Genomic DNA, 26,290 nt, shown 5'->3' on the forward strand with positions numbered 1-26,290 from the left:
TGGCCGCCCTTGCCGGCGGGGCAGGGCGGGGCTGCCATGGCTTTGCCGCTACCAACGCCCGGCAAAAGGCTCTAAGCCCCGGGCGCCATGCCGCTTTTCCCGCGTGATATCCTCGATCGCCTGCCGGAAGCGCGCTGGCCGCGCCTTTGGCTGAGCCTCCTCTGCCTGGCGCTCTGGCTGCCCGGCCTCGCCTCCCTGCCGCCCGGCGACCGCGACGAAAGCCGCTTCGCCCAGGCCAGCCGCCAGATGGTGGAAAGCGGCGACTATGTCCGCATCCGCTTCGGCGAGGAGGAGCGCAACAAGAAGCCCGTGGGCATCCACTGGGCGCAGGCCGCCTCGGTGCGGGCGGTGGAAACGCTCGGCCTCGGCCACCGCGGCGAGATCTGGCCCTACCGTCTGCCCTCGCTGCTCGGCGCGCTGCTGGCGGTGCTGGCCACCTATCACTGGGGCCGCGCGCTGGTGGGGCGGCGCGCCGCCTTCCTGGGCGCCGCCCTGCTGGCCTCCTGCACCGTGCTGGTGGTGGAGACCCACATCGCCAAGACCGATGCCGCGCTGCTCGCCACCGTGGCGGCGGCGATGGGGCTGCTCGGCCGCGCCTATCTGGCGCCCGGCACCTTCACGGCGCGGCAGGCGGCGGGGTTCTGGGCGGTGCTCGGCGTTTCCATCCTGCTCAAGGGCCCGATCGGCCCGATGGTGGCGCTGCTGGCGGGGCTGACCCTGGCGGTGGCCGACCGCGCCGCCGGCTGGCTGCGCGCCCTGCGCCCGCTCTGGGGCGTGCCGCTGATGCTGGGCATGGCGGCGCCCTGGCTGGTGGCCATCGGCATCGCGACCGAGGGGCGCTTCTTCGCCGAGGCGGTGGGGGGCGACATGCTTTCCAAGGTGGGCTCGGGCGAGGAGGCGCATTGGGGGCCGCCGGGCTACTACCTGGCCACCTTCGCGCTCGCCGCCTTTCCCGCCGCTTTCCTGGTGCTGCGCGCGCTGCCCGCCGCCTGGCGGGACCGGATGAGCCCCGGCACGCGTTTCCTGCTTGCCTGGGCGGCGCCCACCTGGCTGCTGTTCGAGGCGGTGGCCACCAAGCTGCCGCACTACACCCTGCCGGCCTTTCCGGCGCTGATGCTGCTGGCCGCCGCCTGGGCGATGGACCCGCTGCGCCGCCCGGCGCCGCGCTGGCTTTCCGGGCTCGGCCTCGGCCTGTTCTGGCTGGTGGCGGCGGCGCTGGGCGTGGCCGCCGCCCTGCTGCCCTGGCTGGCCGACCGCCGTGTGGACCCCGTGGCGCTGCTGGTGCTGCCCGCCGCGCTGCTGCTGGCGGGGGGCGTCACCGCCATGCTGCGGCGCGGCGGGCCGGGCCGGGCGGCGCTGCTCGGCGCCATCCTGGCCGTGCCGGTCTACGGGCTGATCCTGGGCGGCGTGCTGCCGCGGCTGGAGGCGCCCTGGATCGGCCCCCGCCTCGCCGCCCGCCTCGCCGAGGCCGCACCTACCGGGGATGTGCAGGGCGGTTTCGGCGTCGTCGGCTATCATGAGCCGTCGATGGTCTTCGCCACCGGGACGGGGACGGCCTTGCTGCGCGACGGCGCGGCCGGGGCCGCCTTTCTGGGCGCGGAGCCGGGCCGCACCGTCGCCATCGGCGACCGTGACCAGGCCGGCTTCCGTGCGGCGGCCATGCGGGCGGGGCTGAACCTTCGGGAGATCGGATTGGTGGAAGGCTACAACTACACGCGCGGCCGGCGGCTGACGCTGCGCCTGTTCCAGGCGGTGCCATGATCGAGTGGGTGACGCAGACGGTCGGCAGCGCCGGCCCGGCCGGCGTGTTCTTCCTGATGTTCCTGGAGAACCTCTTCCCGCCCATCCCGTCCGAGCTGATCATGCCGCTGGCGGGGTTCGCGGCGGCGGAGGGGGACATGTCGCTGGTGGCGGCCATCCTGGCCGGCACGGCGGGCTCGGTCATCGGCAATGGCGTCTGGTACGAGGTGGCGCGCGGCATCGGCAGCAAGCGCATCCGCCCGCTGGTGGCGCGCTATGGCCGCTGGTTCGGCGTCTCGGGCGAGGACATGGACAAGGCGGAGAACACGCTGCGCCGGCACGGCCCGGTGGCGCTGTTCTTCGGCCGCATGCTGCCCGCCATCCGCACGCTGATCTCGATCCCGGCGGGGCTCGCCTGCATCACCCGCCCGGTCTTCTACCTGTGGACCCTGGTGGGCGGGCTGCTCTGGGTGACGGTACTGGCCGGGGCGGGCTACCTGCTGCGCGACCAGTACCGCAAGGTGGAGGCGGCGATCGAGCCGCTCAGCTATGTGGTGGTGGCTGCCGTGATCGGCCTGTATCTGTGGCATCTCTGGCGCACGAGGCGCACGGCCCGCTGAGGGCCGGAGCCGGAGGCTTGCAGCCCGGACATGCGAAAGGGGGCCACGTGGCCCCCTTTTTTCATGCGCCCGTCAGGCGGCGGTCTTCAGAGCACGCCGAAGATCAGCAGCAGGATGATGATGGGAATGGGAATGCCCAGCAGCCACAACAGGATCGAACGCATCACCTTCTCCTTCGGAACGGGCCTGGCGAGGTGGACCTTCGGGCTTCCCGAAACGCGCACAGAGGATGGACCACATCATGCAGGGAACATCGATGGCGGTTGAACGCGGCGGCGCTGAGCGGGTTTCGGCGCGTGTCGCCCAGGATGGAGCGGCGCCATTTTTGCGACGCGTCTCTGGAACCTCCACCGTGGCGCGGCGTTGACCGGGAGCACGCCCTATGGGGCTGGCGGCGGCCCCGAAAGGGCGAGGCCCCGGCCTCCGCCGCTAGCCCCGGGGCGCCCGAGACGCAACATCCTTCGGAGTTACCAGGCCATGCGCCAGCGCGAGATCATTCCGGCGATCATCATTTCCGCCGCCCTGCTCGGCCTCGCCGCCTGCAGTTCCTCGCCCACCGGCACCGCTCCGGAGCGCGCGGTGGACCGCGCCGCCGGCACCAACGTCTCGGGCGCCTATCCGGCGCAGTCGGACGGCACGCCGGCCAATCCGGCGGGCACCGCCGCCACCCGGGCGCTGGACCGCGCCGCCGGCACCAACACCTCCGGCGCCTATCCGTCGCAGTCGGACGGCACGCGGGTCAACCCGCCCGGCACCTCCGCCACCCGCGCCTATGACCGCGCCACCGATTCCAACACCTCGGGCGCCTATCCGCAGCACGGCCCGCGCCGCTGAGGCGGCATCCGGCCGGCGCCCCGTGGCGCCGCGGATGAGGCGACAGGAAACGAAGGCCGGGGCGGACGCTGTCCGCCCCGGCCTTCCGCATGCGCGGCGAAGGGGCCGCCGCTCCCTTCCCATGTCCTTGTCCGGTGTCCTTGTCCGGACCGCGGCGGGCTGGCGCCGGAAAGCCCGCAACAGAAACCCCGCCGGGCCTGGGCCCGGCGGGGTTTTCCGAGAAGCCCGCCAGGCGGGCAGGCGGGGCGCGCGCCCGGTCAGACCCAGCCGCGTCCGGCCACCAGCGACACCAGGAACAGCACCAGGAAGATGACGAACAGGATCTTGGCGATGCCGCTGGCGGCGGAGGCGACGCCTGTGAAGCCCAGCACGCCGGCGACAAGGGCGATGACGAGGAAGATGAGGGTCCAGTAGAGCATGAGGCGCTGTCCTTCGGATCGAGGGGAGGAGAGGCGTCAGCCCGAAGGAAGCGGGGCCAGGACCATGGCGGGCCGGCGCCGCGCGGAGAGGCCCAAGGGAAGCCCCAAGGGAAGGCCCGGGGCCGGCCCGTTCCGCCAGCGGCCCCGGGGAGGGTGCCTGCAGGGCTGGCGGCCGGCCTCGCGATCCCGCGTCATGTCCGCGATTCCTTCGGTCTGTTCCACGGGGCCCGCCCCGTGGGAGTGCCGAAGCAACGCGGCATTTCGCCGCACGGTTTCAGTCCAGCGGCACGGTGGAGGAGACCGCCTGATAGGTGGCGATGGCGAGCGCCAGCGGCTCGAACGGCTTGCTGATCACGAAGGCCGGCTCCACCTGCTCGGCCGTCAGCAGCCGCTCCGGATAGGCGGTGACGAAGATCACCGGCACCTTCAGCTCCCGCTGGATCCGGTTGACGGCGGTGATGCCGTCGCCCCCCGCGCCGAGATTCACATCGGCCAGGATCAGCCGCGGGCGCTTCTGCTGCGCCAGGCGCACCGCCTGCGCCTCGCTGGCGGCGACCCCCACCACGCGGTGGCCGCAGGCCTCCACGAGCTGGCGCACATCCATGGCGATGATCGGCTCGTCCTCGATGACGAGGATCTCGGTGGCGGCGGCGCGGCGCAGCGCGTCGCGCGCCTCGGCCAGTTCCGTCTCGGCCACGTCGAGCGGCACGCCCACCACCGTGGCGGCGTCCGCCACGGAAAGCTCCTCCAGCGCCGTCAGCAGCAGGAGCTGCCGGTGGCGGGGGGAAAGGCTGGCGCCGCCCCCCGGCGTGGGCGCGGGCGGCGGCGCCAGGCGTGTGACGCCGGCATAGAGCGCCAGCCGCGCGGGGAGCGGCGGCAGGCCGCCGCGCAGGGCCGAGGCGACCAGCCCGTCACCGGCGGTCTGGCTGCCGGTCAGCGCCCGGGCATAGCGGCGGGCGGGCGGCAGGCTCCGCAGAAGCTCGGCTTGGGTTACGGCGTTCATGTGTGGCCCTCGTATCGGTCCTATGGTTCAGGAAGACGGCGCTTGGATGAGAATGGCAAATCAAACTGACCCGATCCGCCACCGGCTGCCCGGCCTGTTGCCGGACCTGCGCGCCTTCGCGCGCTTCCTGGCGCGGGATGCGGCGCTGGCGGACGATCTGGTGCAGGAAGCCATCCTGCGCGGATTGCGGGCGGAAGCCCAGTGGGACCCGGAAACCAGCCTGCGGGCCTGGATGTTCCACATCCTGCGGAACGTCTTCCTGGAGCAGATCCGCCGGCGGGGCACCGAGCGGCGCGCCCTGGAGCGGATGCCCGAGCCCAGCCCGCCGCCGCCGGAGCAGGAGGCGCGCAACGACATGGCGGACCTTTCCCGGGCCCTGCAGCGCCTGCCGCTGCCGCAGCGGGAGGCGCTGATCCTGGTGGGGGCGCATGGCCTCTCGCATGAGGAGGCGGCGGTGGTGTGCGGGGTGCCGGTGGGCACGGTGAAGGCGCGCGTGGCCCGCGCCCGCGCCGCCCTCGCGCGCGGCCTGGAGCCGGTCGCGCAAGAAGCTTGAGGCGGCGCGGCTCCCGGCGCGGCTCCCCCTGGCCACCGGAGGCGGTGGGGTGGGGAAAGAAGGGAAGGGTGGCGGACATCAATGGCTGCGGCATGAAGCGAGCGGGAGCTTGAGCAGTTTCATGTACTATTTGCATATCAGGCATGAAATTTATGCGCCTCTGCGATGCAACCGGCGAACGCGCCCCTGCATTGGTGGGGCATGCAAGACGAGCAAAGCACCATGATGACCGCGATCTCCACCAAAGCCGGCCATGTCGATGCTTCTGTCGGGGCTGCCGCGCAGGGCCCGAGCTTTCATGAGCAGCTTGTGGCCATCCTGCCCCGCCTGCGTGTCCAGGCCGTGTCGATGACGCGCAACCGCGCGGACGCGGACGATCTGGTGCAGGCCGCCGTCAGCAACGCGCTGGCCGCGCAGCACAGCTTCACGCCGGGCACCAATTTCGGCGCCTGGATGTTCCGCATCCTGCGCAACCGCTTCCTGTCCGACATCCGCCGCCGCCGCGACACCTGCGACATGGACAACGCCCCGGCCGAGGCGCTGGCCCGCCCGGCCGCGCAGGAGGACAGCATGGCGCTGCGCGAGCTGCGCCGCCGCCTGGCCGACCTGCCGGCCGACCACCGCACGGCGCTGATGCTGGTGACGGTGCAGGGCATGTCCTACGAGGAAGCCGCGGAGGCGATGAACTGCGCGGTGGGTACCGCCAAGTGCCGCGTGTTCCGCGCCCGCCGCCAGCTCGAGGCCTGGCTGATGGGCGAGCCGCAGCCGGCCAAGCGGGCCGCCCAATCGCAGGCCAAGGCACAGGCGAAGTCTGGCGAAGCCCGGCGCCGCGGTGGTAGCATCCGGAGCGGAAGCGCAGCTGAAACGCGAGTGCTGCATCCGGGAATGTGATGGACGATCGAGCGGACAAGCGCATGTTGGCGGAACCGGCTGCCAAGCCAAACCGCTCGGCCTCGGGGCGTGCCCGGAAGGGCACCTCCGATGCCGCCTTCGATCTTTGGCTGCAGCGGGGCCTGCACGCGATGTATGACGACATCGCCAAGGAACCCATTCCGGAGGAACTGCTTCGCCTGATCGAACAGGACCGGGATCAAAGTCCCAGGAAATGAGGCTTCCGGCGCCCCCGGAAGGGTGGGCGCTGAACAGACTTCTCCGCGGCGTTCGTGGCCGCATGCTCCTGTTGCTGATGGTCGCCAGCGTGCCGGTGGTCGGCATCGCCGGGGCGAATGCCATCCTCAGCTATGAGAGCGAGCTGGCGACCGGCCGCCGGACCGCCAACATCCTGGGCGACGTCGCCGCCGCCCGCCACGGCTCCACCATCGAGAGCCTTCGCCAGACCTTGGCGCGCCTGTCCGAGGACAGCCACGTCCGTGCCGCCTCGCCCGAGGATTGCGGCGCCTTTCTGCGCTCGCTGCTGGCTTTGTACGGGGCGCGCTATTCCAATTTCTGGGTGCTCGACACGGCGGGGCGCCCGCGCTGCAGCGGGCTGCCCCATGCGGGCGCCGAGGATTTCTCCGGCCGTTCCTATTTCCGCAATGCCATGGCGCAGCGGCAATTCGCGCTCGGCAGCTTCATGCGCGGTCCGGTCACCCGCCGGCCCATCATCGTGGGCGCCGTGCCGCTGGTGATGGGGGGCGAGGTCCAGGGCGTGGTGGCGGCCAGCCTGCTGCTGGACTTCTTCGTCCGCAGCGAGGAAGGCAGCCAGGAACGCGCCGCCCGCCGCCTCTGGCTGATCGACCGCGACAGCGCCGCCCTGCCGCTCACCCAGGCCGCCGCGGCGGAGCTGCCCGCCCGCGGGGTGCTGGAAGGGCTGGCCCGCCAGCCCGCCGGCAGCACCACCCTGGAAACCCGCGCCGTGGGCGGGGCCGAGTTCGCCTATGCCAGCACCCGGCTCGACCCTGGCCTGCATCTCCTGGTGGGCCTGCCGATCGGCGAGATCCGCCGCGCCGCCCATGCCGTGCTGCTGCGCCGCGCCGTGGAGCTGGCCGCCTTCCTGTTCGCCTGCCTGGTGGTGATCGTGCTCGGCGCCGACATCGCCATCGCCCGGCCGCTGCGGGCCCTGGCCGAGCGGGTGCGGCGCTGGCGGCCCGGCGCGCCCTTCGGCGGCAAGGCGCTGCGCGGCGAGCCGGACGAGGTGCGCGCGCTGGAGCAGGCCTTCACCGATGCCGCCCAGGCCATCAGCGCCCGCGAGGAGGAGCTGCGCGCCGCGCTGCGCCAGCGCGACCTGCTGATGGCCGAGATCCATCACCGGGTGAAGAACAACCTGCAGATCGTCGCCTCGCTGCTGAACCTGCAGGCCAACCGGCTGCGCGACCCGCGCGCCAGGGCCGAGTTCGTCACGGCGCGGGACCGGGTGCAGGCGCTCGCCACGCTGCACCGGCACCTCTACACCAACCAGACCTTCGAGGTGATCGCGCTGCGCCCCTTCCTGGAGGAGCTGGGCCAGCAGCTCTTCGCCGCGCTGGGCGAGCGGCCGGGGCAGCGCATCAAGCTGGTGGTCGAGGCGGACGAGCTGGAGATCGTCACCGACCAGGCGGTGTCGCTGGCGCTGCTGATCACCGAGACGGTGACCAACGCCATCAAGCACGGCTTCCCCGACGCGCGCAGCGGCACCATCACCGTCTCGGTCCATGCCGAGGGAGAGGAGGTGACGCTGAAGGTGCATGACGACGGCCTCGGCATGCGGCTGGACGAGCAGGAGGGCGGGCAGGGCATCGGCATGACGCTGATCCGCGGCTTCGCGCAGCATCTGGGCGGCGAGATCGAGATCCACGGCGCGGGCGGGACGGAGCTGGTGCTGCGCTTCGCCCTGCGCCGGCGCGAGGCGGAGAGCGAGGCGGGCTGAGCCGCGCAACCCGGCCGGAAGCGCGGCGTTGACGGGGCAATCACGCAAGGAGTTCGATGATGCGCAAGATCCTGGCCACCCTTCTTCCGGCCCTTGTCCTCGCATTGCCGCTGATGGCATGCAGCGAGGGGCCGGGCGAGCGTGCGGGCCGCAGCCTGGATCGCGCCGGCGAGAACATCCGCGACACCATCGACCCGCCGAAGGGCCCCGGTGAGCGCCTGGGCCGCAGCATCGACCGCACCCTCTGAGGGCGGCCGCACCTGAACACGCCTTGACCCGCGCCGCAGGAGAAACGCCATGCCCCGTTATTCCGCCTCCTTCGACACCTCCTCCGTGGAGGAACGCATCGCCGACCTGCGCCGCAAGGTGGACGAGCTGATGCAGGAGCAGGTGAACCCGGCGCTGTCCCGCGTCGGCAGCCGCGCGCAGAGCCTGGCGCACCAGGTGAGCCACACCACCCGCCGCGAGGCGGACCACGCGATGGACCTGGTGCGTGAGCGCCCGGTCGTCACCATCGCGGTGGCGGTGGGCGTGGGTATCCTGATCGCCCGCCTGCTGCGGCGCTGATGCCCATGCGCGCGTTCCGCCTCGTCACCGTCTCCCTGGAAGCGGAGCGCGTGCTGCTGGGCCTTCAGGCCAAACGGATGGCCGTGAAGGTGGCGATGGGCGCGGTGGCCGCCCTGTTCGGCTTTGCCGCCTTCGCCATGGCGCACCTGCTGGTCTGGCTGGCGCTGGAGCCGCATCTCGGGCCGCTCGGGCGGGCCGGCGCCATCCTGGCCGGCGATCTGGTGATCGCGGGCCTCCTCGTAATGCTGGCGCTGCGCGACAATCCCAGCCGCCAGGAGATCGAGGCCCGCATGCTGCGGGACAACGCCATCAGCCAGGCGCGGGCGAGCTTCGGGCTGCTGCCCATGCTGGGCGGCGTGGCGCGCTCGCCGCTTCTGGGGGTGATCATCGGCATGCTGAGCCGCCGGAAGCGCGACTGAACCCTCCCCGCCCGCTTGGGCGGGCGGGCCTCCCCCCGGGAGAAAGGCTATCCCAGCAGGCGGTGCAGCAGCCGGATGAGCGCGCGCCGCTCCTCCGGCGCCAGCGGCGCCAGGAGCTGCTCATTGGCCCGCCGGCCCTGCACCATGGCTTCCGCCAGCACCGTCTCCCCCGCCGGGGCGAGGGAAAGCACCACGGTGCGCCGGTCCAGTGGGTCGCGCGCCACATCCACCAGCCCGCGGTCGCGCAGCCGCGCGACGACGCCCTGGATGGTGGCCGGATCGAGCGCCACGGCGCGGCCCAACGCGTTCTGCGTGGCCCGCCCCAGCTCCCCGAGCTTCAGCAGGGTGGCGAATTGCGTGGAGGTGAGGCCGCCGATCGCGCCCCGGTCCTGGAACAGCGAGGCGTGGCGCTGGTGGGCGCGGCGCAGCAGGTGGCCCACGGATTCGTCGAGGCTGTAGCCGGAGGAGGGTGCCTGGGGGATGATGTCCTGCTCCCGCACCGCATCCAGGAGCAGCGTGATATTCTGGTCCGTGATGGCGCCCATCCTACTCTGCCGCGAAGGTTACGCCACCATCCCGCCACAATTCCGGCGCGTCAACCGAATCGATTGTGCGGTGCCGCGAAGCGGGCAGGGTCAGGGCCGCAGCGCCCGGTAGCCGAAGGCCAGCAGCGTGATCCCGCCCAGGGAGAGCGCGGCCATGCCGGCGCGGTCGGCGTGCCACATCAGCCGCTCGGCCAGAATGGCGGCAAGCTGCCGGTGCCCCTCATGGCCGCGCAGGCGCGCCGCCCTGCCCCCCGCCAGGGTGGAGAGCTGCCGCCAGAGCTGCGTCCCCCGCAGGTCCCGCCGCGGCACCGACAGGGCGAGACCCCACAGGATGAGCCAGAGCGCGGCGGTCAGCAGAGCGCCGCTTTGCAGGGCGAGCAGCGGCGCCTGGGCCAGTCCGGCCATGATGACGACGATGCCCAGCACGAGACCGAGCAGGACCCGCCTGATCGCCTGGTCAGCCAGTGCGCGGAGCGTATCCATCCATGGCCCCCCTTCTCCTCCATGCTGACGCCGGTTGGCCAAAGATTCCAGCCGGTTCTGCGCGCGCGAGTGGCGCTGTCCGCAGGCCGCCGCCCTTCGCGCCGGGGGCAGGGCCAGGCCGGGAAGCCCGCCCCGAGCTCAGGCCGGCATCCAGGCGGTGCCCGCCCTGCCTTTCATATTGGGCGAACAGGGCAGCGCACCAAGTGTTGCAGCGGCAGGGGCGGGAAACACGGCCGGAGCGCCGGGAGCGGGAGATGCAACGCCATTCCCCGCCAGATGGCGCGGCTGTCATGCGGCTCTTTCGCGAACGGAAGGCGGCCATGAGGGCGCTTCCGGACAAGGCCAGGGTTTCCAGCGCGGTGGCGGCCGCGCCGGCATTTCGATCTCGCGCCGCAACATAACTTTTTGGTGAGGACAGGGCCGCCCCCGTTTCCACGATTTCATCGTTGCGATGGCGACGCCACAATCCGCCTGCCGTCACGCTGGGCAGTCTCAGGCCGGGATCTTGGGCTTGAACACCGCAAGCCATGGTGGCGCGGACCATCAACAAAGAAAAACCGGGGCGCCCCGCGGCGCATCCGGCAAGGGCAGGAATGGGTTCGAAGATGCGCTCTGCAACACCCAGAACAGATACGGCGAATCGGCCGATGTCGCGTGAGGAGAAGCGCGTCATCCTGGCCTCGTCGCTTGGAACCGTCTTCGAGTGGTACGATTTCTACCTGTACGGCTCGCTCGCGGTCATCATCGGCGCGAAGTTCTTCAGCCAGTTCCCGGAGGGAACGCGGAACATCTTCGCGCTGCTGGCCTTCGCCGCCGGCTTCCTGGTGCGCCCCTTCGGCGCGTTGGTGTTCGGCCGGTTGGGCGACCTGGTGGGCCGGAAATACACCTTCCTGGTCACCATCCTGATCATGGGTGCCTCGACCTTCATCGTCGGCATCCTGCCCACCTCGGACCAGATCGGCATCACCGCCGCCATCATCCTGATCGTGCTGCGCTGCCTCCAGGGCCTGGCGCTGGGCGGCGAGTATGGCGGCGCGGCCACCTACGTGGCCGAGCACGCGCCGCATGGCCGGCGCGGCTTCTACACCAGCTTCATCCAGCTCACCGCCACGGGCGGCCTGTTCCTGTCGCTGATGGTGATCCTGTTCACCCGCTCGGCCCTCGGCGAGGAGGCCTTCCTCGACTGGGGCTGGCGCATCCCCTTCCTGGTCTCCATCCTGCTGCTCGGCATCTCCGTCTGGATCCGCATGCAACTGCAGGAGAGCCCGGCCTTCAAGAAGATGAAGGAGGAGGGCACCGGCTCCAAGGCGCCGATCTCCGAGGCCTTCGGCCAGTGGAAGAACGCCCGCGTGGCGCTGTTCGCCCTGCTCGGCCTTGTCGCCGGCCAGGCGGTGGTCTGGTACACGGGCCAGTTCTACGCGCTGTTCTTCCTCGGCTCCGTGCTGAAGGTGGATGGCTACACCACCAACATGCTCATCGCCTGGTCGCTGCTGCTGGGCTCGGGCGGCTTCATCCTGTTCGGCTGGCTGTCGGACAAGGTCGGCCGCAAGCCGATCATCCTCGGCGGCTGCCTGATCGCGGCGCTCACCTACTTCCCGCTGTTCAAGCTGATCAGCGCCGAGGCCAACCCGGCGCTGCACGCCGCGCACCAGAACATCACCGTGGTGGTGCAGGCCGACCCGGCCGACTGCTCCTTCCAGTTCAACCCGACCGGCACCGCCCGCTTCACCAACAGCTGCGACATCGCCAAGGCGGCGCTGGCCCGGCTCTCGGTGAACTACACGGTGGAAGCCGCGCCCGCCGGCACCGCCGCCACCGTGCGGATCGGCGATACCGCCATCCCCTCCTCCACGCCCAACTTCGCGCAGGCGGTGGGCACGGCCATCACCGCGGCGGGCTACCCGGCGGCTTCGAACCCGACCGTGGTGAAGATGAACCACCCGTTCGACTTCTTCCGCGAGCAGCCGGCGGTGCTGATCGCCGTACTGACCCTGCTGGTGATCTACGTCACCATGGTCTACGGCCCGATCGCGGCGGCACTGGTCGAGCTGTTCCCGACCCGCATCCGCTACACCTCCATGTCGCTGCCCTACCACATCGGCAATGGCTGGTTCGGCGGCCTGCTGCCCGCCACCTCCTTCGCCATGATCGCGCAGACCGGCGACGTCTATTACGGCCTCTGGTACCCGGTGGTGATCGCCCTCGCCACGGTGGTCATCGGCATCTTCTTCGTGCCCGAGACCAAGGACCGCGACATCTTCGCCGAGGACGAGACCGAGGCGCAGCCAAGCGCGGCGCGGGCGCGGGTCTAGCCGCGCCCGGCCGGCGGCCGCGCTCCGGCGCGGCCGCCCTCCAGCCTGGCCGCTCCCGGTGCCGGAGCCCGCTCCCTGGCGGGAGGGCTCCGGCTTCCGCCCCTCCCGGGCGCAGAGAGGGGCGGCCCCCTTTCCGCCGCGCCGGGGCGCATTCCCCGGCCGGTCCGGCGCTCCGCGACGCGGCGCCCGTTTCCACAAGAAGAACCATCGGGAGGCTTTCCATGCCGGATGGCTATGACGCCACCTATGCCCGCTGGCGCCAGGACCCGGAGGGCTACTGGCTCCAGGCCGCCGGCGGCATCGACTGGTCCGCGCCGCCCGCCCGCGCCTTCGACCCCGGCCAGGGCGTCTATGGCCGCTGGTTCCCGGATGCGCGGCTGAACATCTGCCACAACGCCATCGACCGCCACGTCGCCGCCGGGCGCGGCGGCCAGCCGGCGCTGATCTGGGACAGCCCGCTGGCCGGCGCGAAATCCCGCCTCACCTATGCCGAGCTGCTGGACCGCACGGCGCGGCTGGCCGGCGCCATGGCCGCGCGCGGCGTCGGCGCGGGGGACCGGGTGGTGATCTACATGCCCATGGTGCCGGAGGCCGCCATCGCCATGCTGGCCTGCGCGCGGCTGGGGGCGGTGCATTCCGTGGTGTTCGGCGGCTTCGCGGCGGCGGAGCTGGCGGCGCGCATCACCGATGCCGAGCCGAGGCTGGTGCTGTCCGCCTCCTGCGGCATCGAGCCGGGGCGGGTGGTGAAGTACAAGCCGCTGCTGGACGCGGCGCTGGCGCTCTCGCCGCACCGCGTCGGCGCCTGCCTCGTCCTGCAGCGCGAGACCTGGCGCTGCGAGCTGGAGCCGGGGCGGGGCGAGGACATGGAGGCGGCCATGGCCGCCGCCGCGCCGCACCCCTGCGTCGAGGTGGCGGCCACCGACCCGCTCTACATCCTCTACACCAGCGGCACGACGGGAAAGCCCAAGGGCATCCTGCGCGACTGCGGCGGCTACGCGGTGGCGCTGCACCATTCCATAGGCCTGCTCTACGGGCTCGGGGCGGGCGACGTGTCCTGGACGGCCAGCGACGTGGGCTGGGTGGTGGGCCATTCCTACATCGTCTACGGGCCGCTGCTGGCGGGCTGCACCTCCGTCATCTACGAGGGCAAGCCGGTGGGGACGCCCGATGCCGGCGCCTTCTGGCGCGTCTGCGCCGAGCATGGGGTGAAGGTGCTGTTCACCGCCCCCACCGCGCTGCGCGCCATCAAGAAGGAGGACCCGGAGGGCAGGCTGCTGGCGGGGCACGACCTTTCGAAGCTGGAGGCGCTGTTCCTGGCCGGCGAGCGCTGCGACCCGGACACGGCGCTCTGGGCCGAGCGGCTGCTGCGCCGCCCCGTGGTGGACCATTGGTGGCAGACCGAGACGGGCTGGTGCATCACCGGCAATTTCCGCGGCGCCGGGCTGTTCCCGATGCGCGCCGGGTCGGGCGGCAAGCCGGCGCCGGGCTATGTGGTGGAGGCGCTGGACGAGGGCGGAAAGCCCGTGCCGCCGGGGCGGATCGGCAGCCTGGCCATCCGCCTGCCGCTGCCGCCCGCCTGCCTGCCCGGCCTCTACCGGGCCGAGGCGCGCTTCCGCGAGGCCTATCTCGAAACCTTCCCCGGCCACTACAACACGGGCGATGCCGGCATGGTGGACGAGGATGGCTATGTCTGGGTGATGTCCCGCACGGACGACATCATCAACGTCGCCGGCCACCGCCTCTCGACGGGCGCCATGGAGGAGGTGCTGGCTTCCCACCCCGATGTGGCGGAATGCGCGGTGGTGGGGGTGCGGGACAGCCTGAAGGGCCAGGCGCCGCTCGGCCTCGTCGTGCTGAAGGCCGGCGTGGACAAGGCCGAGGCGGTGCTGGCGCGCGAGCTGGTGGCGCTGGTGCGGGAGCGGATCGGGCCTGTCGCCGCCTTCAAGGAGGCGCGGGTGGTGGCCCGCCTGCCCAAGACCCGCAGCGGCAAGATCCTGCGCGCCACGCTGCGCAAGCTGGCCGATGGCGACGAGTTCGCCGTGCCGCCCACCATCGACGACCCGGCGATCCTGGAGGAGATCGGCGCGGTGCTGAAGGAGGCGCGGCCCGTGGCCTGAGGCGGCGGGGGAGGGGCAGCGCCCCCGCCCTCAGCCCTTCAGCGCCGCCAGGGCGCGGGTGAAGGCGCGCCAGTCATCCTTGCGGGTGGCGGCGCGGGCGCTGCCATCCTCCAGCTTGGCGTAGAGGGTCAGCACGCCCTTGGCCCAGAGGCCGTCGAACAGCCGCTCGTCGGAGAAGGCGAGCTCGGTGGTGCGCTCGAACACGGCGGCCTTGACGCGCGGCTGCACCTTGAGCAGCCACCACGCCATGCCCGCCGCCAGCACCGCCGCGCCCACATGGACGTTCTGCGTCAGCCAGGCGGCGAGCGAGCAGGCGAGCAGGATGCCCACCGGCCAGGCCAGCGTCTCCACCGGGCGGTAGGCCGGCGAGCCGGCCACGTTCATCTTGCGGACATGGACGCCGAGCTGGACCTTGTCCTGGCGGACCAGCTCTTTCAGCGTCTCGAACTCGTTCATGGCGTGGCGGCTCTTTCCCCGGCCGCCGCCTCCAGGGGGAAGGCGGCGCGCATCAGCGCGCGGGTATAGTCGGCCCGCGGCGACTGCAACACCGCCGCGGCCTCGCCTTCCTCCACCACCTGCCCGCCCTTCAGCACCATGATGCGGTGGGCCACCGCCCGCACCACGCGCAGGTCGTGGCTGATGAACAGATAGGCCAGCCGGTGCCGCGCCTGCAGGCCGCGCAGCAGCTCCACCACCTGGGCCTGCACCGAGACGTCGAGCGCGCTGGTGGGCTCGTCCAGCACCAGCAGGCGCGGCTTCAGCACCAGGGCGCGGGCGATGGCGATGCGCTGCCGCTGCCCGCCCGAGAACTCGTGCGGGTAGCGCTCGGCCGTGGCGGGATCGAGCTGCACCTCCTCCAGCGCCTGGGTGACGCGGGCGCGGCGCCCGGCGGCATCGAGGCCCGGCTCGTGCACGGCGAGCCCCTCGCCCACGATGTCGGCCACGCTCATGCGGGGGGAAAGGGCGCCGAACGGGTCCTGGAACACCACCTGCATCCGCGCCCGCAGCGGCCGCAGCGCGGCGCGGGACAGGCCGTGGATGGGGCGGCCCTCGAAGCGCACCTGGCCCTCGCTCCCTTCCAGCTGCAGCAGCGCCAGGCCCAGCGTGGTCTTGCCGCTGCCGCTCTCGCCCACCAGCCCCAGCGTCTCGCCTTCCCGCAGCGACAGCGAGACGCCGTCCACCGCGCGCACCGCCCCCACCTGCCGGCGCAGCAGGCCCCGGCGGATGGGGAAGTGCACCTTCACCTCCTCGGCCCGCAGCAGCTCCGGCGCATCGGGCGGCACGGGGGCGGGGCGGCCGCGCGGCTCGGTGGCCAGCAGCAGCCGGGTATAGTCGTGCTGCGGCGCGCCCAGCACGCGGGCGGCGGGGCCCTGCTCCACCACCCGGCCCTGCCGCATCACCACCACCGCGTCGGCGTGCTGGCGGACGATGGTGAGGTCGTGGGTGATCAGCAGCATGGCCATGGACAGGCGCTGCTTCAGCTCGGCCAGCAGCTCCAGGATCTGCGCCTGGATGGTGACGTCGAGCGCGGTCGTGGGCTCGTCGGCGATCAGCAGCTTCGGGTCGTTGGCGAGGGCGGCTGCGATCATCACGCGCTGGCGCTGCCCGCCCGAGAGCTGGTGCGGGTAGGCGTCCAGCCGGTCCCGCGCATTGGGCAGGCCGGCGCGCTCCAGCAGCGCCACCACCCGCTCGCGCAGCGCGGCGCCGCGCAGGGGCTGGTGCAGCCGCACCGCCTCGGCCACCTGGCGGCCGACGCTGTGCAGCGGGTTCAGGCTGGTCATCGGCTCCTGGAACACCATGCCGGCGGTGCCGCCGCGCAGCCGCCGGAGCTGCTCCGGCCCCGCCTCCAGCACCCGGGTGCCGTCCAGCGTGACGCGCCCGGCCACGGTGGCGGAGGGCGGCAGCAGCCGCAGGCAGGCCAGCGCGCTGACGCTCTTGCCGCTGCCGCTTTCCCCCACCAGCGCCACGGTCTGGCCCTGCGGCACCTCGAAGGAGACGTTGCGCACCACCTCCCGCCCGCGGAAGGAGATGCCGAGGCCCTCGACCTTGAGCAGCGGCGGCGGCGGGGTGGGGGGGCTCATCGCTCGCCTCCGGGCAGCTTGCGGGGATCGAAGGCGTCGCGCACCGCCTCGCCCACGAAGATCAGCAGGGTCAGCACGCCGCCCAGCACGCAGAAGGCGGTGATGCCGAGCCAGGGCGCCTGGAGGTTGTTCTTGCCCTGGCTGACCAGCTCGCCGAGCGAGGGCGAGCCGGGCGGCAGGCCGAAGCCCAGGAAGTCCAGGCTGGCCAGGATGGTGACCGAGCCGGACAGCAGGAAGGGCAGGAAGGTCAGCGTCGCCACCATGGCGTTGGGCAGGATGTGGCGCGTCATCACCCGCGTGTCCGACACGCCGAGCGCCTTGGCGGCCCGCACATAGTCGAGGTTGCGGCCGCGCAGGAACTCGGCCCGCACCACGCCGGTGAGCGACATCCAGGAGAACAGCAGCAGGAAGACGAGCAGCGTCCAGAAGCCCGGCTCGATGACGCTGGCCAGGATGATCAGCAGGAAGAGCTGCGGCATGCCGGACCAGATCTCGATGAAGCGCTGGAAGCCGAGATCGACCCAGCCCCCGTAATAGCCCTGCACCGCCCCCGCCGCGATGCCGATGACCGAGGAGGCCAGGGTGAGCGCGAAGCCGAACAGCACCGAGATGCGGAAGCCGTAGATGACGCGCGCCAGCACGTCCCGCGCCTGGTCGTCCGTGCCGAGGAGGTTCTGCCAGGAGGGGGGCGAGGGGGCGGGCTGGCCGAGGTCGCGGATGATGGTGTCGTGCCGGTAGGGGATGGGCGGCCAGAGCATCCAGCCGCCCTGCGCCGCGACCTCCTCCGCCAAGGCGGGATCGCGCCAGATGGCGGCGGTGGGGAAGCCGCCCTCGATGACGTCGCTTTCCGCGTATTCCACCGCCACGGGGAAGAACCACCTCTCCCCCACCTTGGCCAGCAGCGGGCGGTCATTGGCCACCAGCTCGGCGCCGAGGGTGACGAGGAACAGCAGCGCGAAGATCCAGAGCGACCACCAGCCGCGCCGGTTAGCGCGGAAATTGGCCAGCCGGCGCCGGGTGATGGGGGAAAGGCTCATCGGCGCGCCTCGAAGTCGATGCGCGGGTCGATCAGCGTGTAGGTGAGGTCGCCCACGATCTGCATGACCAGCCCGAGCAGGGTGAAGATGTAGAGGGTGCCGAACATCACCGGGTAGTCGCGCCGGATGGCGGCCTCGAAGCCGAGCAGCCCGAGGCCGTCGAGCGAGAAGACGATCTCGACCAGCAGCGCGCCGGTGAACAGGATGCCGATGAAGGCCGCCGGGAAGCCCGCGATGATCAGCAGCATGGCGTTGCGGAACACATGGCCGTAGAGCACCCGCCCCTCGCCCGCCCCCTTGGCGCGGGCGGTGACGACGTACTGCTTGTTGATCTCCTCCAGGAAGGAGTTCTTGGTCAGCATGGTCAGCCCCGCGAAGCCGCCGATCACCAGCGCCAGCGTCGGCAGCGCCATGTGCCAGGCATAGTCGGCCGCGCGCTGCCAGAAGGGCCAGTCGGCGCTGCCGGAGGAGGCGAGGCCGCGCAGCGGGAAGATCTGCAGGAAGGAGCCGCCGGCGAACAGCACCACCAGCAGGATGGCGAACAGGAAGCCCGGCACCGCGTAGCCCACCAGCACCACGCCCGATGTCCAGGCATCGAAGCGCGTGCCGTCGCGCACCGCCTTGCGGATGCCGAGCGGGATGGAGACGAGATAGATGATCAGCGTGGACCACAGGCCGAGGCTGACGGAAACGGGCAGCTTCTCCCACAGCAGGTCCACCACCTTGCGGCCGCGGAACAGGCTCTCGCCGAAGTCGAAGGTCAGGTAGCCCTTCATCATGGCGAGGAAGCGCTCGTGCGCCGGCTTGTCGAAGCCGAAGAGCCGCTCGATCTCGGCCACCACCGCCGGGTCCATGCCGCGCGCGCCGCGATAGGTGCCGGAGGGGGCGTCGCCGCCCTGCGCCTGGGCGGGCGGCCCGCGCAGCTCGCCCTGCCCCTCGCCGGTGACGCGGCCGAGGACGCTGGCATTGTCGCCGCGCAGCTCGGCCAGCATCTGCTCCACCGGCCCGCCGGGCGCGAACTGCACGACGACGAAGTTGATCAGGATGATGCCGAACAGCGTCGGCACCAGCAGCGCCAGGCGGCGCAGCAGATAGGCTCCCATGTCTCGGTCAGGCGGCCGGGGGCAGCGGGGGAGGGGGAGTGCCGCGCCCGGGGCGCGAACAGGCGGTGAGAGGGTCTTGCGCGCGCATCATGTCCCCGTGATCCCTTTCCGGCCCCGAGCGGAAGGCCAGGGCCGGCAGCTGGAAGAAAGCCGCGGGGGGCGTGCCGCTCCCCCCGCCCGCTGGCCTCAGTTCGCCACGTTCCGGTCCGCCGGGAGGGCGCGGTCCTTTGCCGGCTCCACCCACCAGGACTGGAGGTCGAGCGCGTAGCGCGGGTTGCGCTCCGGCCGCCCGAACTTGTCCCACCACGCCACGCGGAAGCTGCGGCTGTGCCAGTGGGGGATGACGTAGTGGCCCCAGAGCAGCACCCGGTCGAGCGCGCGGGTGCGGTCGATCAGCGCCTGCCGGTCGGGCGCGGCGATGACCAGCTCCACCAGCGCGTCGATGATCGGGTCGGCGATGCCGAGGGTGTTGCGGCTGCCCTGCTCGCGCGCCTTCTCCGAGCCCCAGAAGTCGCGCTGCTCGTTGCCGGGGGACAGGCTCTGGCCGAACAGCTCCACCGTCATGTCGTAGTCGAAGGCGTCCATCCGCACCTGGTACTGGGCGGGATCGACCGTGCGCACGCGGGCCTCGATGCCGAGGCGCTGCAGCGCCTGGATGTAGGGCAGGGCGACGCGTTCGAAGGTGGCGCTGTTGAGCAGGATCTCGAAGCTGAAGGGCTCGCCCTTGTCGTTGACGAGGCGGCGCTCCCTCACCGTCCACCCCGCCTCGCGCAGCAGGCCGAGAGCGCGGCGGGCATTCTCGCGGTTGTTGTTGCTGCCATCCGAGGCGGGGACGCGGAACTCGGTGGTGAACACCTCCTCCGGCAGCCGGCCGCGGAAGGCGGAGAGCACCATCAGCTCGCCCTCGGAGGGCAGGCCGGTGGCGGCCAGCTCGGAGTTGGAGAAGTAGGAGGTGGTGCGCGTGTAGCTGCCATAGAACAGGTTGGCGTTCATCCATTCGAAGTCGAACACCAGCCCCAGCGCCTCGCGCACCCGGCGGTCCTGGAAGATCGGCCGGCGCAGGTTCATGGCGAAGCCCTGCATGCCGGTGGGCAGCTCGTGGCGGATCTCCTCGCGCTTCACCAGGCCGCGCCGCGCGGCGGGGAAGTCGTAGCCGGTGGCCCATTCCTTGGCGACGTTCTCCACCCGCAGGTCGATCTGCCCGGCCTTGAAGGCCTCCAGCGCCACGGTGGCGTCGCGGAAATAGTCGTAGCGCATCACGTCGAGGTTCTGGGTGCCGCGGCGGGTGGGCAGGTCGCGCCCCCAGTAATCGGCCACGCGGCGATAGGTGACGCTGCGCCCGGGCTCGAAGCCCTCGATCCGGTAGGGGCCGGAGCCGAGCGGCACGGTCAGGCCGGGCTGGGTGAAGTCCCGCCCTTCCCACCAGTGGCGCGGCAGCACCGGCATCTGGCCCAGGATCTGCGACAGCTCGCGGTTGTCGGCATTGCCGAAGCGGAAGGCGGCGCGGCGCGCATCCTCCGCCACCACCTCGGCCACGTCGCCCCAATAGGCGCGGAAGAAGGGGCGGCCGTGCTGGCGCAGCGTGTTGAAGGTCCACACAACGTCCTGCGCGGTGACGGGCTGCCCGTCATGCCAGCGCGCCGCCTCGTTCAGCACGAAGGTGACGCCGCGGCCGTCGCGCGGCAGCTCCACCCATTGCGCCAGATGGGCGTATTCGGTGCTGGCCTCGTCCGGGCTCGGCATCATCAGCGTGTCGTAGATCTGGCCGATGCCGGCGGCCGGGGCGCCGCGCAGGATGTAGGGGTTGAAGCTGTCGAAGCTGCCGAGGGCGGTCAGCGTCATGCGCCCGCCCTTGGGCGCCGCCGGGTTCACCCAGGGCCAGTGGGTGAAGTCCGCGGCGAGCGCCGGCTCCCCCAGCAGGGACAGGGCATGGGCGCGGCGCGGCGGCTGTGGCGTCCCGTCGGCTCCTGGAGCGGCCGTTCCGGGCGCGGGCATCGCTGCGGCACCGGCGCCCTGCTGGGCCCAGGCGCGGGAAAGGAGGGGCCCCGTGGCGAGGGCGAGGCCGGATGCGATCAGATGGCGGCGGCGCATGGGCCGTAGGATGGGCGTTCGGCCGCGCCAGGACAACTGCCGTGTGCCGCGGCTTGCGTTTTGCAACAGTGTTCCCGCGTGTTCCCGCGTGTTCCCGCCTCCGTCCCGCGGGAAATCCATGGCGGCCGGGGATCTCCCGACATTCCCTGTCAATAAAATGGCGCCTACAAATTCAACCTCGGGGTTCCAGAAGAGGGAAGGCTTGCCCGATGGCCGTCGTTCAGTCCGGCGAAATGTTCTCCATGAGCTTCGATGCCAGCAACATCGGCAGCTGGGCCTGGCTGTGGCCGACCAGCGCGCGGCCGGACTATTTCGCCGGCGACTACCGTTTCCTCGGGCAGTCCGGCAGCCGCACCGAGTTCTTCGGCCACGGCATCACCTACACGGCGGAAGGCCTCCCGGCCGGCGGAACCGTGACCGGCTATCGCGAGACCCAGAACGGCATCCTGAGCGTCGAGGTCACGGGCCTGTCCGTCCCGGTCCAGCAGCTGAACAACTGGACGGCCCGCAACGCCTCCACGGAGGCGATGCAGGCGCTCCTGGCGGGCGGCGACCACATCAGCGGCTCGCCCCACGCGGATATGCTGCTGGGCCATGGCGGGGACGACACGATCCTGGGCCGGGCGGGGGACGACCGGATCCGCGGCGGCGCGGGCCGGGACCTGATCGACGGCGGCGCGGGATGGGACACCGCCATCTATTCCGGCGCCTCGCAGGACTACAAGGTGGTGGTGGCCTATGGCGCGGTGGGCGTGATTCCCCTCCAGCCCGCCGCCCGGCAGCAGGACGGAACAGACAGGCTGTTCTCCGTCGAGCGCCTCGGCTTCTCCGGAGGGTGGGAGCTGAAGGAGGTCGGGGCCGTCAATTTCAGGCCGCTCGACTACATCGCCTCCCATGCCGACCTGTCGCGGGCCCTGGGCACGGACGCCTCCGCCGGCTTCGATCATTACCTCCGGCATGGCTGGGATGAAGGGCGAGGCGTCAGCTTCACCCCCTTCGCCTACCTGGCCAGCCACCGGGATCTGGCGCTGGCCTTCGGCGCGGACCCCGACGCGGCGGCGCGGCACTACATCCAGTTCGGCCGGGGCGAGGGTCGGGAGACGTGGTTCCGCAGCCTGGACTACATCGCCTCCCACCAGGACCTGACCCAGGCCTTCGGGGCGGATGCCGAGGCCGGAGCGCGCCACTACCTCCAGTGGGGTGCCGCGGAAGGCCGCCAGATCAGCTTCAGGGGACTCGAATACATCGCCTCGCATGACGACCTGATGCAGGCCTTCGGGGCGAACGGCGCGGCGGCGGCGCAGCATCTGCTCAGCCACGGGCACCGGGAAGGCCGCGCGGTCACCTTCAGCGGGCTGGACTACATCGCCTCCCATCGCGATCTGATCGCCGCCCTCGGCGCCGACGCGGAGGCCGGTGCCGCGCACTACATCCGCCACGGGCGCGCGGAAGGGCGGCGGGCCGATGATTTCGACGCCCTCGCCTACCTGGCCAAATACGCGGACGTGGCCAATGCGGTGGGGTGGGATGTGGAAGGGGCGGCCCGCCACTTCATCCTGTATGGCGCCGCCGAGCAGCGCACGGACGATCTGATCGGCTGATGCCGGCGGCGCAAGCAGGAAGGGCCCGCCTGCCCTTCCTCGCCCGCCATCGCCTCAGCCGAGCAGCCGCACCGCCTCGTCCAGCAGGGCGGGGTCGCCCAGCGCCAGGGCCTGGCCCGGGCCGTCCAGCCGCAGGGGCTGCCCGGCCCAGTCCGTCATGCTGCCGCCGGCGGCCTCGATGACCGGCTGCAGCGCCACCCAGTCCCAGGGCTTGAGGTCGGATTCGGCGATGACGTCGATCAGCCCGAGCGCCAGCAGGCCATAGGCGTAGCAGTCGCCGCCATAGGTGACGCGGCGCGCGGCGGCGCGCAGCCGGGCGAAGCGCGGCGCCTCAGCGGGGGCGAACATGTCCGGGCTGGTGACGGAAAGCTCCGCCCCGGACAGCGCAGCGCAGCGCCGCGTGCGGGGGGTGCCGCCCATCGGGCCGCGGAACATCACGGGCTGGCCGGCCACGCCGATCCAGCGCTCGCCGGTGGCGGGCTGGTCGATCAGCCCGAGCACGGGGCGGCCGCGGCGCATCAGCCCGATCAGGCTGCCGAAGATGGGCCGGCCGGTGACAAAGGCGCGGGTGCCGTCGATCGGGTCGATCACCCAGACCCATTCGGCATCCGCCCGCTCGGCGCCGTATTCCTCGCCGATCAGCCCGTGATCGGGGAAGCGCGCGGCCAGCAGGGCGCGGATGCGCCGCTCGGCGGCCTTGTCGGCCTCGGTGACGGGGCTGGCATCGCCCTTGGCCTCGACCAGCAGGGCGGAACGGAAAAGGGGGCGGATGACCGCCCCCGCCGCGTCGGCGGCCGCCTCGGCCGCCGCGATCATCTCCCGCATCAGGGCAGCGGCTGGGGGTTGGCGTCCAGCGTGCGGAGATAGGCGATGACGTCGGCCCGCTGCTTCACGTCCCGGATGCCGGCGAAGGCCATGCGGGTGCCGCGCACGGCGCGCGCCGGGGCGGCCAGGAACTCGTTCAGCGCCGCGTAGTCCCAGGCCTTGTCGGACAGCGCCTTCATGGCCGGCGAATAGTTGAAGCTGTCCAGATGCGCGTGGTGGTTGCCGACCACGCCATAGAGGTTCGGCCCCACCTTGTTGGCGCCGCCCTGGTCGAAGCTGTGGCAGGAGGCGCAGAGCCGGCCGGCCAGCTGCTGCCCGGCCTGGGGGTTCGCGGCGGCCAGCAGGGGCGTCACGTCCTCGACCTGCGGGGCGGCGGGGGCGGCCGTGGCGCCCGGCTCCGGCGCGCCCTCGATGGCGATGGCCACCTTGTCGAGACGCTTCGGGTGCACGACCACATCACCCACCACGCCGGCCACCATGAAGGCGATCCCGGCGGTAAGGACGGCCGCGAACGCCTTGTTGACCTCCAAGCTCATGCTGCCGATCCATCCATCGAGAAGTGCGAAGCGACTCGCTCAGGCGATGCCCCGGCCGGTTTGCGCAGGAACCGGGGCTCGACTAGAAGCGCCCGGACCATAGTGGCAGAGAGCGGGCGCTTCAACCCGTAGCCCCGTGCCGATGCGACGCCGGGCCCCCGGCCGCCGCCGTCGCCACGCCGAGGACGGATCGAGAAGAACGAGATGAGTGGTGTGATCGCCTTCCAGGGCATGCCCGGCGCCTATTCGGACCTTGCCTGCCGCAGCGCCTATCCCGGCTGGACCACCCTGCCATGCCCCAGCTTCGAGGCCGCCATGGAGGCGGTGCGCGAGGGCCGGGCGGGGCTCGCCATGCTGCCCTGCGAGAACTCGCTCGCGGGGCGGGTGCCCGACATCCACCGCCTGCTGCCCGATTCCGGCCTGTTCGTGGTGGGCGAGCACTACCAGCGCGTGGAGCACTGCCTGCTGGCGCACAGGGGCGCCACGCTGGAAGGGCTGAGGCGCGCCCACAGCCACCCCGTGGCGCTCGGCCAGGTGCTGAAGCTGCTGCGCGAGATGCGGCTGGAGCCGGTGATCGAGGCCGACACCGCCGGCGCCGCCAAGCTGCTGGCCGAGAAGCCCAGCCTGGAGGACGCGGCCATCGCCTCCTCGCTCGCCGGCGAGATCTACGGGCTCGAGATCCTGAAGCGCAACGTCGAGGACGCGGCGCACAACACCACCCGCTTCTACGTCATGGCCCGCCAGCCGGCGCCGCCGGCGGTGGACGCGGCCAACACCGTCACCACCTTCGTCTTCCGGGTGCGCAACATCCCGGCGGCGCTCTACAAGGCGCTGGGCGGCTTCGCCACCAACGGCGTGAACATGACCAAGCTGGAGAGCTACATGCTCGACGGCCACTTCACCGCCACCCAGTTCCTGTGCGACGTCGACGGCCATCCGGACCATCCGGGGCTGAAGCGCGCGCTGGAGGAGCTGGACTTCTTCTCGCGCGAGATGCGGGTGCTGGGCTCCTACCCCGCGCATCCCTACCGGCTGGGGCAGGCGGCGCAGGCCGATTGAGGAGAAGGCCGGGGGTAGAGGCCCCCGGCCCTTGTTCCTGCCTTCGCCGCGTCAGGCGGGCTCCTTCTCGCGCTCGGCCATCATCGCCCGGAAGGCGGGGCGGGACTGGCAGGCGGCGATCCAGGACGCCACGGCGGGGAACTCCGCGAACAGCTCGCCGGCCGGCTGCGCGTAGCGCAGCACCTCGGCCACGTTCAGGTCGGCCACCGTGAAGCGGCCGCCCACCAGATGGCCGCCACCCTCCCGCAGCGCCTTCTCCAGCGCCGCGAAGGGGCGGCGCAGCGCGGCCACGGCGGCGGCGGCGCGCGCCGCGTCGTGCTTGGGCGAGGCGGGGGGCAGGTGCGTCAGCACCGCCAGCGCGTTCTCCTCCGCATGGGTCGCGGCCCAGAGCGTCCACATGGTCATCAGCGCCTCTTCCCGCAGGTCGCGCGGGGCCAGCGGGCCGCCATGCTTGCGCGCCAGGTACAGGGTGATGGCCAGCGACTCGTGCAGCACGAAGCCGTCATCGTCGATCGACGGCACCTGGCCGTTCGGGTTGACCGCGAGGAAGGCAGGGGAGGCGGTGTTCAGCGGCGCGTCCGGCGCCGCCGCGTCCGGCAGGCGGTAGGACTGGATGACGGGCACCTGCTCATGGTCCAGCCCCAGCTCGCGCGCCAGCCAGAGCGGGCGCGTCGCCCGCGACCGCGCCACGCCGTAGATCCTCAACGCCATGCCCGTTTCCTCCGGAAAGGCGGGCAGCCTGCGCCAGCCGCGCGGCCCCGGCAATGCTTCCTCTTGTCCGCGGGCGCGGGGCTGGGCCACACAGGCAGCCCCGGGCGGCCAGAACCCCGCCCCGCCAACCGGCGCGCCCGAGCAGGAGAACAGCAGAGTGGCCGACATCGTCATCGAGATCGGAGGAGAGACCTTCCGCGCCAGCTTCGAGGAGGCGGCCGCGCCCCGGACCGTCGCCCGCTTCCGGCAGCTCCTGCCCTACCAGGACCGCATCATCCATGTCCGCTGGTCCGGCGAGGCGTGCTGGATCCCGATGGGCGAGCGCGACCTGTCGATCGGCTACGAGAACGCCACCTCCTATCCGGCGCCGGGGCAGGTCATCGTCCATCCGGGCCATATCAGCGGCGTGTCGGAAACCGAGATCCTGGTGGCCTATGGCCCCTGCTGCTTCGCCAGCAAGGCGGGCCAGCTCGCCGGCAACCACTTCCTGACCATCCACCAGGATCTCGACCGGCTGGCCAGGGTCTGCCGCTCCGTGCTGTGGGACGGCAACAAGCCCATCACCTTCCGCGCGGCCTGACCGACGTGGCGGGCGGGGGCCGGGAAGCGGCTCCCGCCAGGGCCCGGGCCTGGACTGGCTTCCGCCCGCATCCCATGGGTTTCATCCCCTGGTAACCCGATACTCATCCGGCCGTCATCCCGGGCCCCTATGGCGGGCCGCGAGAAGCGCCGGGCCGCGCTGGCTCCGCCCGGCAGGGCGGGCCGTTGCCGCCATCCTGGCCTTCCGCG

At 72.0% G+C, this 26,290-nt stretch carries 28 protein-coding genes; 15 read left to right on the forward strand and 13 right to left on the reverse strand.

From position 1 onward, the window contains the following. The first annotated feature begins 87 nt into the window (after window positions 1-87). Window positions 88-1,761 (forward strand): ArnT family glycosyltransferase, encoded by a 1,674-nt coding sequence (locus tag CR162_RS10325; protein ID WP_099095463.1) that lies wholly within the window; start codon window positions 88-90, stop codon window positions 1,759-1,761. Continuing rightward, window positions 1,758-2,360 carry a DedA family protein gene (locus CR162_RS10330; RefSeq protein WP_099095464.1) on the forward strand — a complete coding sequence of 201 codons (603 nt, stop codon included), beginning with the start codon at window positions 1,758-1,760 and terminating at the stop codon, window positions 2,358-2,360. Before CR162_RS10325 ends, CR162_RS10330 begins: the two co-directional genes overlap by 4 nt. An 86-nt stretch (window positions 2,361-2,446) precedes the next feature. Here the strand turns inward: CR162_RS10330 and CR162_RS22375 are convergent, their stop codons facing one another. Next, entirely contained in the window at window positions 2,447-2,584 is a 138-nt protein-coding gene (locus tag CR162_RS22375) for a hypothetical protein (protein ID WP_176559799.1), read from the reverse strand. 253 nt (window positions 2,585-2,837) lie between these two features. On the opposite strand from CR162_RS22375, the gene CR162_RS23100 reads away from it, so the two are divergent. After that, entirely contained in the window at window positions 2,838-3,194 is a 357-nt protein-coding gene (locus CR162_RS23100; RefSeq protein ID WP_099095465.1) for a hypothetical protein, read from the forward strand. 257 nt (window positions 3,195-3,451) lie between these two features. Here the strand turns inward: CR162_RS23100 and CR162_RS10340 are convergent, their stop codons facing one another. Both CR162_RS10340 and CR162_RS10345 read right to left on the reverse strand, forming a co-directional pair. Next, a complete protein-coding gene (locus tag CR162_RS10340) occupies window positions 3,452-3,613 on the reverse strand; it encodes a DUF1328 domain-containing protein (RefSeq protein ID WP_099095466.1) in 162 nt (53 codons plus the stop codon). Between the two features lie 274 nt (window positions 3,614-3,887). Beyond that, window positions 3,888-4,616 (reverse strand): response regulator, encoded by a 729-nt coding sequence (locus CR162_RS10345; protein WP_099095467.1) that lies wholly within the window; start codon window positions 4,614-4,616, stop codon window positions 3,888-3,890. Window positions 4,617-4,668: 52 nt separating this feature from the next. Between CR162_RS10345 and CR162_RS10350 the strand changes: the two genes are divergently transcribed. The 7 genes from CR162_RS10350 to CR162_RS10380 all read left to right on the forward strand — a co-directional run bounded on the left by CR162_RS10350 (window position 4,669) and on the right by CR162_RS10380 (window position 9,000). Then, window positions 4,669-5,169, forward strand: coding sequence for a sigma-70 family RNA polymerase sigma factor (locus CR162_RS10350; protein WP_099095468.1), 501 nt, complete (start codon window positions 4,669-4,671; stop codon window positions 5,167-5,169). A gap of 348 nt (window positions 5,170-5,517) precedes the next feature. Continuing rightward, window positions 5,518-6,060, forward strand: coding sequence for a sigma-70 family RNA polymerase sigma factor (locus tag CR162_RS10355; RefSeq protein ID WP_245870252.1), 543 nt, complete (start codon window positions 5,518-5,520; stop codon window positions 6,058-6,060). Continuing rightward, complete coding sequence (locus CR162_RS10360; protein ID WP_099095469.1) at window positions 6,060-6,278, forward strand: NepR family anti-sigma factor; 219 nt, start codon at window positions 6,060-6,062, stop codon at window positions 6,276-6,278. Before CR162_RS10355 ends, CR162_RS10360 begins: the two co-directional genes overlap by 1 nt. A gap of 62 nt (window positions 6,279-6,340) precedes the next feature. After that, window positions 6,341-8,014: a sensor histidine kinase gene (locus CR162_RS10365; RefSeq protein WP_099095470.1), complete on the forward strand. Its 1,674-nt coding sequence runs from the start codon at window positions 6,341-6,343 to the stop codon at window positions 8,012-8,014. Between the two features lie 59 nt (window positions 8,015-8,073). Next, window positions 8,074-8,262: a hypothetical protein gene (locus CR162_RS10370; protein WP_245870246.1), complete on the forward strand. Its 189-nt coding sequence runs from the start codon at window positions 8,074-8,076 to the stop codon at window positions 8,260-8,262. Between the two features lie 49 nt (window positions 8,263-8,311). After that, entirely contained in the window at window positions 8,312-8,581 is a 270-nt protein-coding gene (locus CR162_RS10375) for a DUF883 family protein (protein ID WP_099095472.1), read from the forward strand. Between the two features lie 5 nt (window positions 8,582-8,586). Then, on the forward strand, window positions 8,587-9,000 hold the full coding sequence (locus CR162_RS10380) for a hypothetical protein (protein WP_141563128.1): 414 nt from the start codon (window positions 8,587-8,589) through the stop codon (window positions 8,998-9,000). Between the two features lie 47 nt (window positions 9,001-9,047). Here CR162_RS10380 and CR162_RS10385 read toward each other — a convergent pair whose 3' ends face one another. Further along, window positions 9,048-9,545 carry a MarR family winged helix-turn-helix transcriptional regulator gene (locus CR162_RS10385; RefSeq protein WP_099095474.1) on the reverse strand — a complete coding sequence of 166 codons (498 nt, stop codon included), beginning with the start codon at window positions 9,543-9,545 and terminating at the stop codon, window positions 9,048-9,050. A 90-nt stretch (window positions 9,546-9,635) separates the two neighbouring features. After that, on the reverse strand, window positions 9,636-10,028 hold the full coding sequence (locus CR162_RS10390) for a hypothetical protein (protein WP_099095475.1): 393 nt from the start codon (window positions 10,026-10,028) through the stop codon (window positions 9,636-9,638). A 647-nt stretch (window positions 10,029-10,675) separates the two neighbouring features. Between CR162_RS10390 and CR162_RS10395 the strand changes: the two genes are divergently transcribed. Further along, entirely contained in the window at window positions 10,676-12,340 is a 1,665-nt protein-coding gene (locus CR162_RS10395) for an MFS transporter (RefSeq protein ID WP_099095476.1), read from the forward strand. Between the two features lie 221 nt (window positions 12,341-12,561). Beyond that, window positions 12,562-14,457 (forward strand): AMP-binding protein, encoded by a 1,896-nt coding sequence (locus CR162_RS10400; protein WP_099095477.1) that lies wholly within the window; start codon window positions 12,562-12,564, stop codon window positions 14,455-14,457. 30 nt (window positions 14,458-14,487) lie between these two features. Here CR162_RS10400 and CR162_RS10405 read toward each other — a convergent pair whose 3' ends face one another. The 5 genes from CR162_RS10405 to CR162_RS10425 form a co-directional block, all read right to left on the reverse strand. After that, window positions 14,488-14,913: a hypothetical protein gene (locus CR162_RS10405; protein ID WP_099095478.1), complete on the reverse strand. Its 426-nt coding sequence runs from the start codon at window positions 14,911-14,913 to the stop codon at window positions 14,488-14,490. After that, window positions 14,910-16,538 carry an ABC transporter ATP-binding protein gene (locus tag CR162_RS10410; protein ID WP_099095479.1) on the reverse strand — a complete coding sequence of 543 codons (1,629 nt, stop codon included), beginning with the start codon at window positions 16,536-16,538 and terminating at the stop codon, window positions 14,910-14,912. The genes CR162_RS10405 and CR162_RS10410 overlap by 4 nt, the downstream gene beginning before the upstream one ends. Then, the gene (locus CR162_RS10415) at window positions 16,535-17,575 is read right to left on the reverse strand and encodes an ABC transporter permease (protein WP_099095480.1); all 1,041 of its coding nucleotides are present in this window, start codon (window positions 17,573-17,575) and stop codon (window positions 16,535-16,537) included. The genes CR162_RS10410 and CR162_RS10415 overlap by 4 nt, the downstream gene beginning before the upstream one ends. Then, window positions 17,572-18,678: a microcin C ABC transporter permease YejB gene (locus tag CR162_RS10420; protein ID WP_099095481.1), complete on the reverse strand. Its 1,107-nt coding sequence runs from the start codon at window positions 18,676-18,678 to the stop codon at window positions 17,572-17,574. The genes CR162_RS10415 and CR162_RS10420 overlap by 4 nt, the downstream gene beginning before the upstream one ends. 186 nt (window positions 18,679-18,864) lie before the next feature. Beyond that, complete coding sequence (locus CR162_RS10425) at window positions 18,865-20,769, reverse strand: extracellular solute-binding protein (RefSeq protein WP_099095482.1); 1,905 nt, start codon at window positions 20,767-20,769, stop codon at window positions 18,865-18,867. A gap of 209 nt (window positions 20,770-20,978) precedes the next feature. Between CR162_RS10425 and CR162_RS10430 the strand changes: the two genes are divergently transcribed. Further along, complete coding sequence (locus tag CR162_RS10430) at window positions 20,979-22,370, forward strand: calcium-binding protein (RefSeq protein WP_099095483.1); 1,392 nt, start codon at window positions 20,979-20,981, stop codon at window positions 22,368-22,370. Window positions 22,371-22,424: 54 nt separating this feature from the next. Here CR162_RS10430 and hisN read toward each other — a convergent pair whose 3' ends face one another. Beyond that, window positions 22,425-23,195 (reverse strand): histidinol-phosphatase, encoded by a 771-nt coding sequence (gene hisN / locus CR162_RS10435; RefSeq protein ID WP_099095484.1) that lies wholly within the window; start codon window positions 23,193-23,195, stop codon window positions 22,425-22,427. Next, entirely contained in the window at window positions 23,195-23,731 is a 537-nt protein-coding gene (locus tag CR162_RS10440) for a c-type cytochrome (protein ID WP_099095485.1), read from the reverse strand. Before CR162_RS10440 ends, hisN begins: the two co-directional genes overlap by 1 nt. A gap of 204 nt (window positions 23,732-23,935) precedes the next feature. Here CR162_RS10440 and CR162_RS10445 point away from each other — a divergent pair, with 204 nt between their 5' ends. Next, window positions 23,936-24,790, forward strand: coding sequence for a prephenate dehydratase (locus tag CR162_RS10445; RefSeq protein WP_099095486.1), 855 nt, complete (start codon window positions 23,936-23,938; stop codon window positions 24,788-24,790). A 51-nt stretch (window positions 24,791-24,841) separates the two neighbouring features. Here the strand turns inward: CR162_RS10445 and CR162_RS10450 are convergent, their stop codons facing one another. Next, window positions 24,842-25,501: a glutathione S-transferase family protein gene (locus CR162_RS10450; protein WP_099095507.1), complete on the reverse strand. Its 660-nt coding sequence runs from the start codon at window positions 25,499-25,501 to the stop codon at window positions 24,842-24,844. Between the two features lie 157 nt (window positions 25,502-25,658). On the opposite strand from CR162_RS10450, the gene CR162_RS10455 reads away from it, so the two are divergent. Next, a complete protein-coding gene (locus tag CR162_RS10455; protein WP_099095487.1) occupies window positions 25,659-26,081 on the forward strand; it encodes a DUF3830 family protein in 423 nt (140 codons plus the stop codon). Window positions 26,082-26,290: the final 209 nt, after the last annotated feature.

Source organism: Teichococcus rhizosphaerae (assembly GCF_002631185.1).
In the GTDB taxonomy this organism is placed as follows: domain Bacteria; phylum Pseudomonadota; class Alphaproteobacteria; order Acetobacterales; family Acetobacteraceae; genus Pseudoroseomonas; species Pseudoroseomonas rhizosphaerae.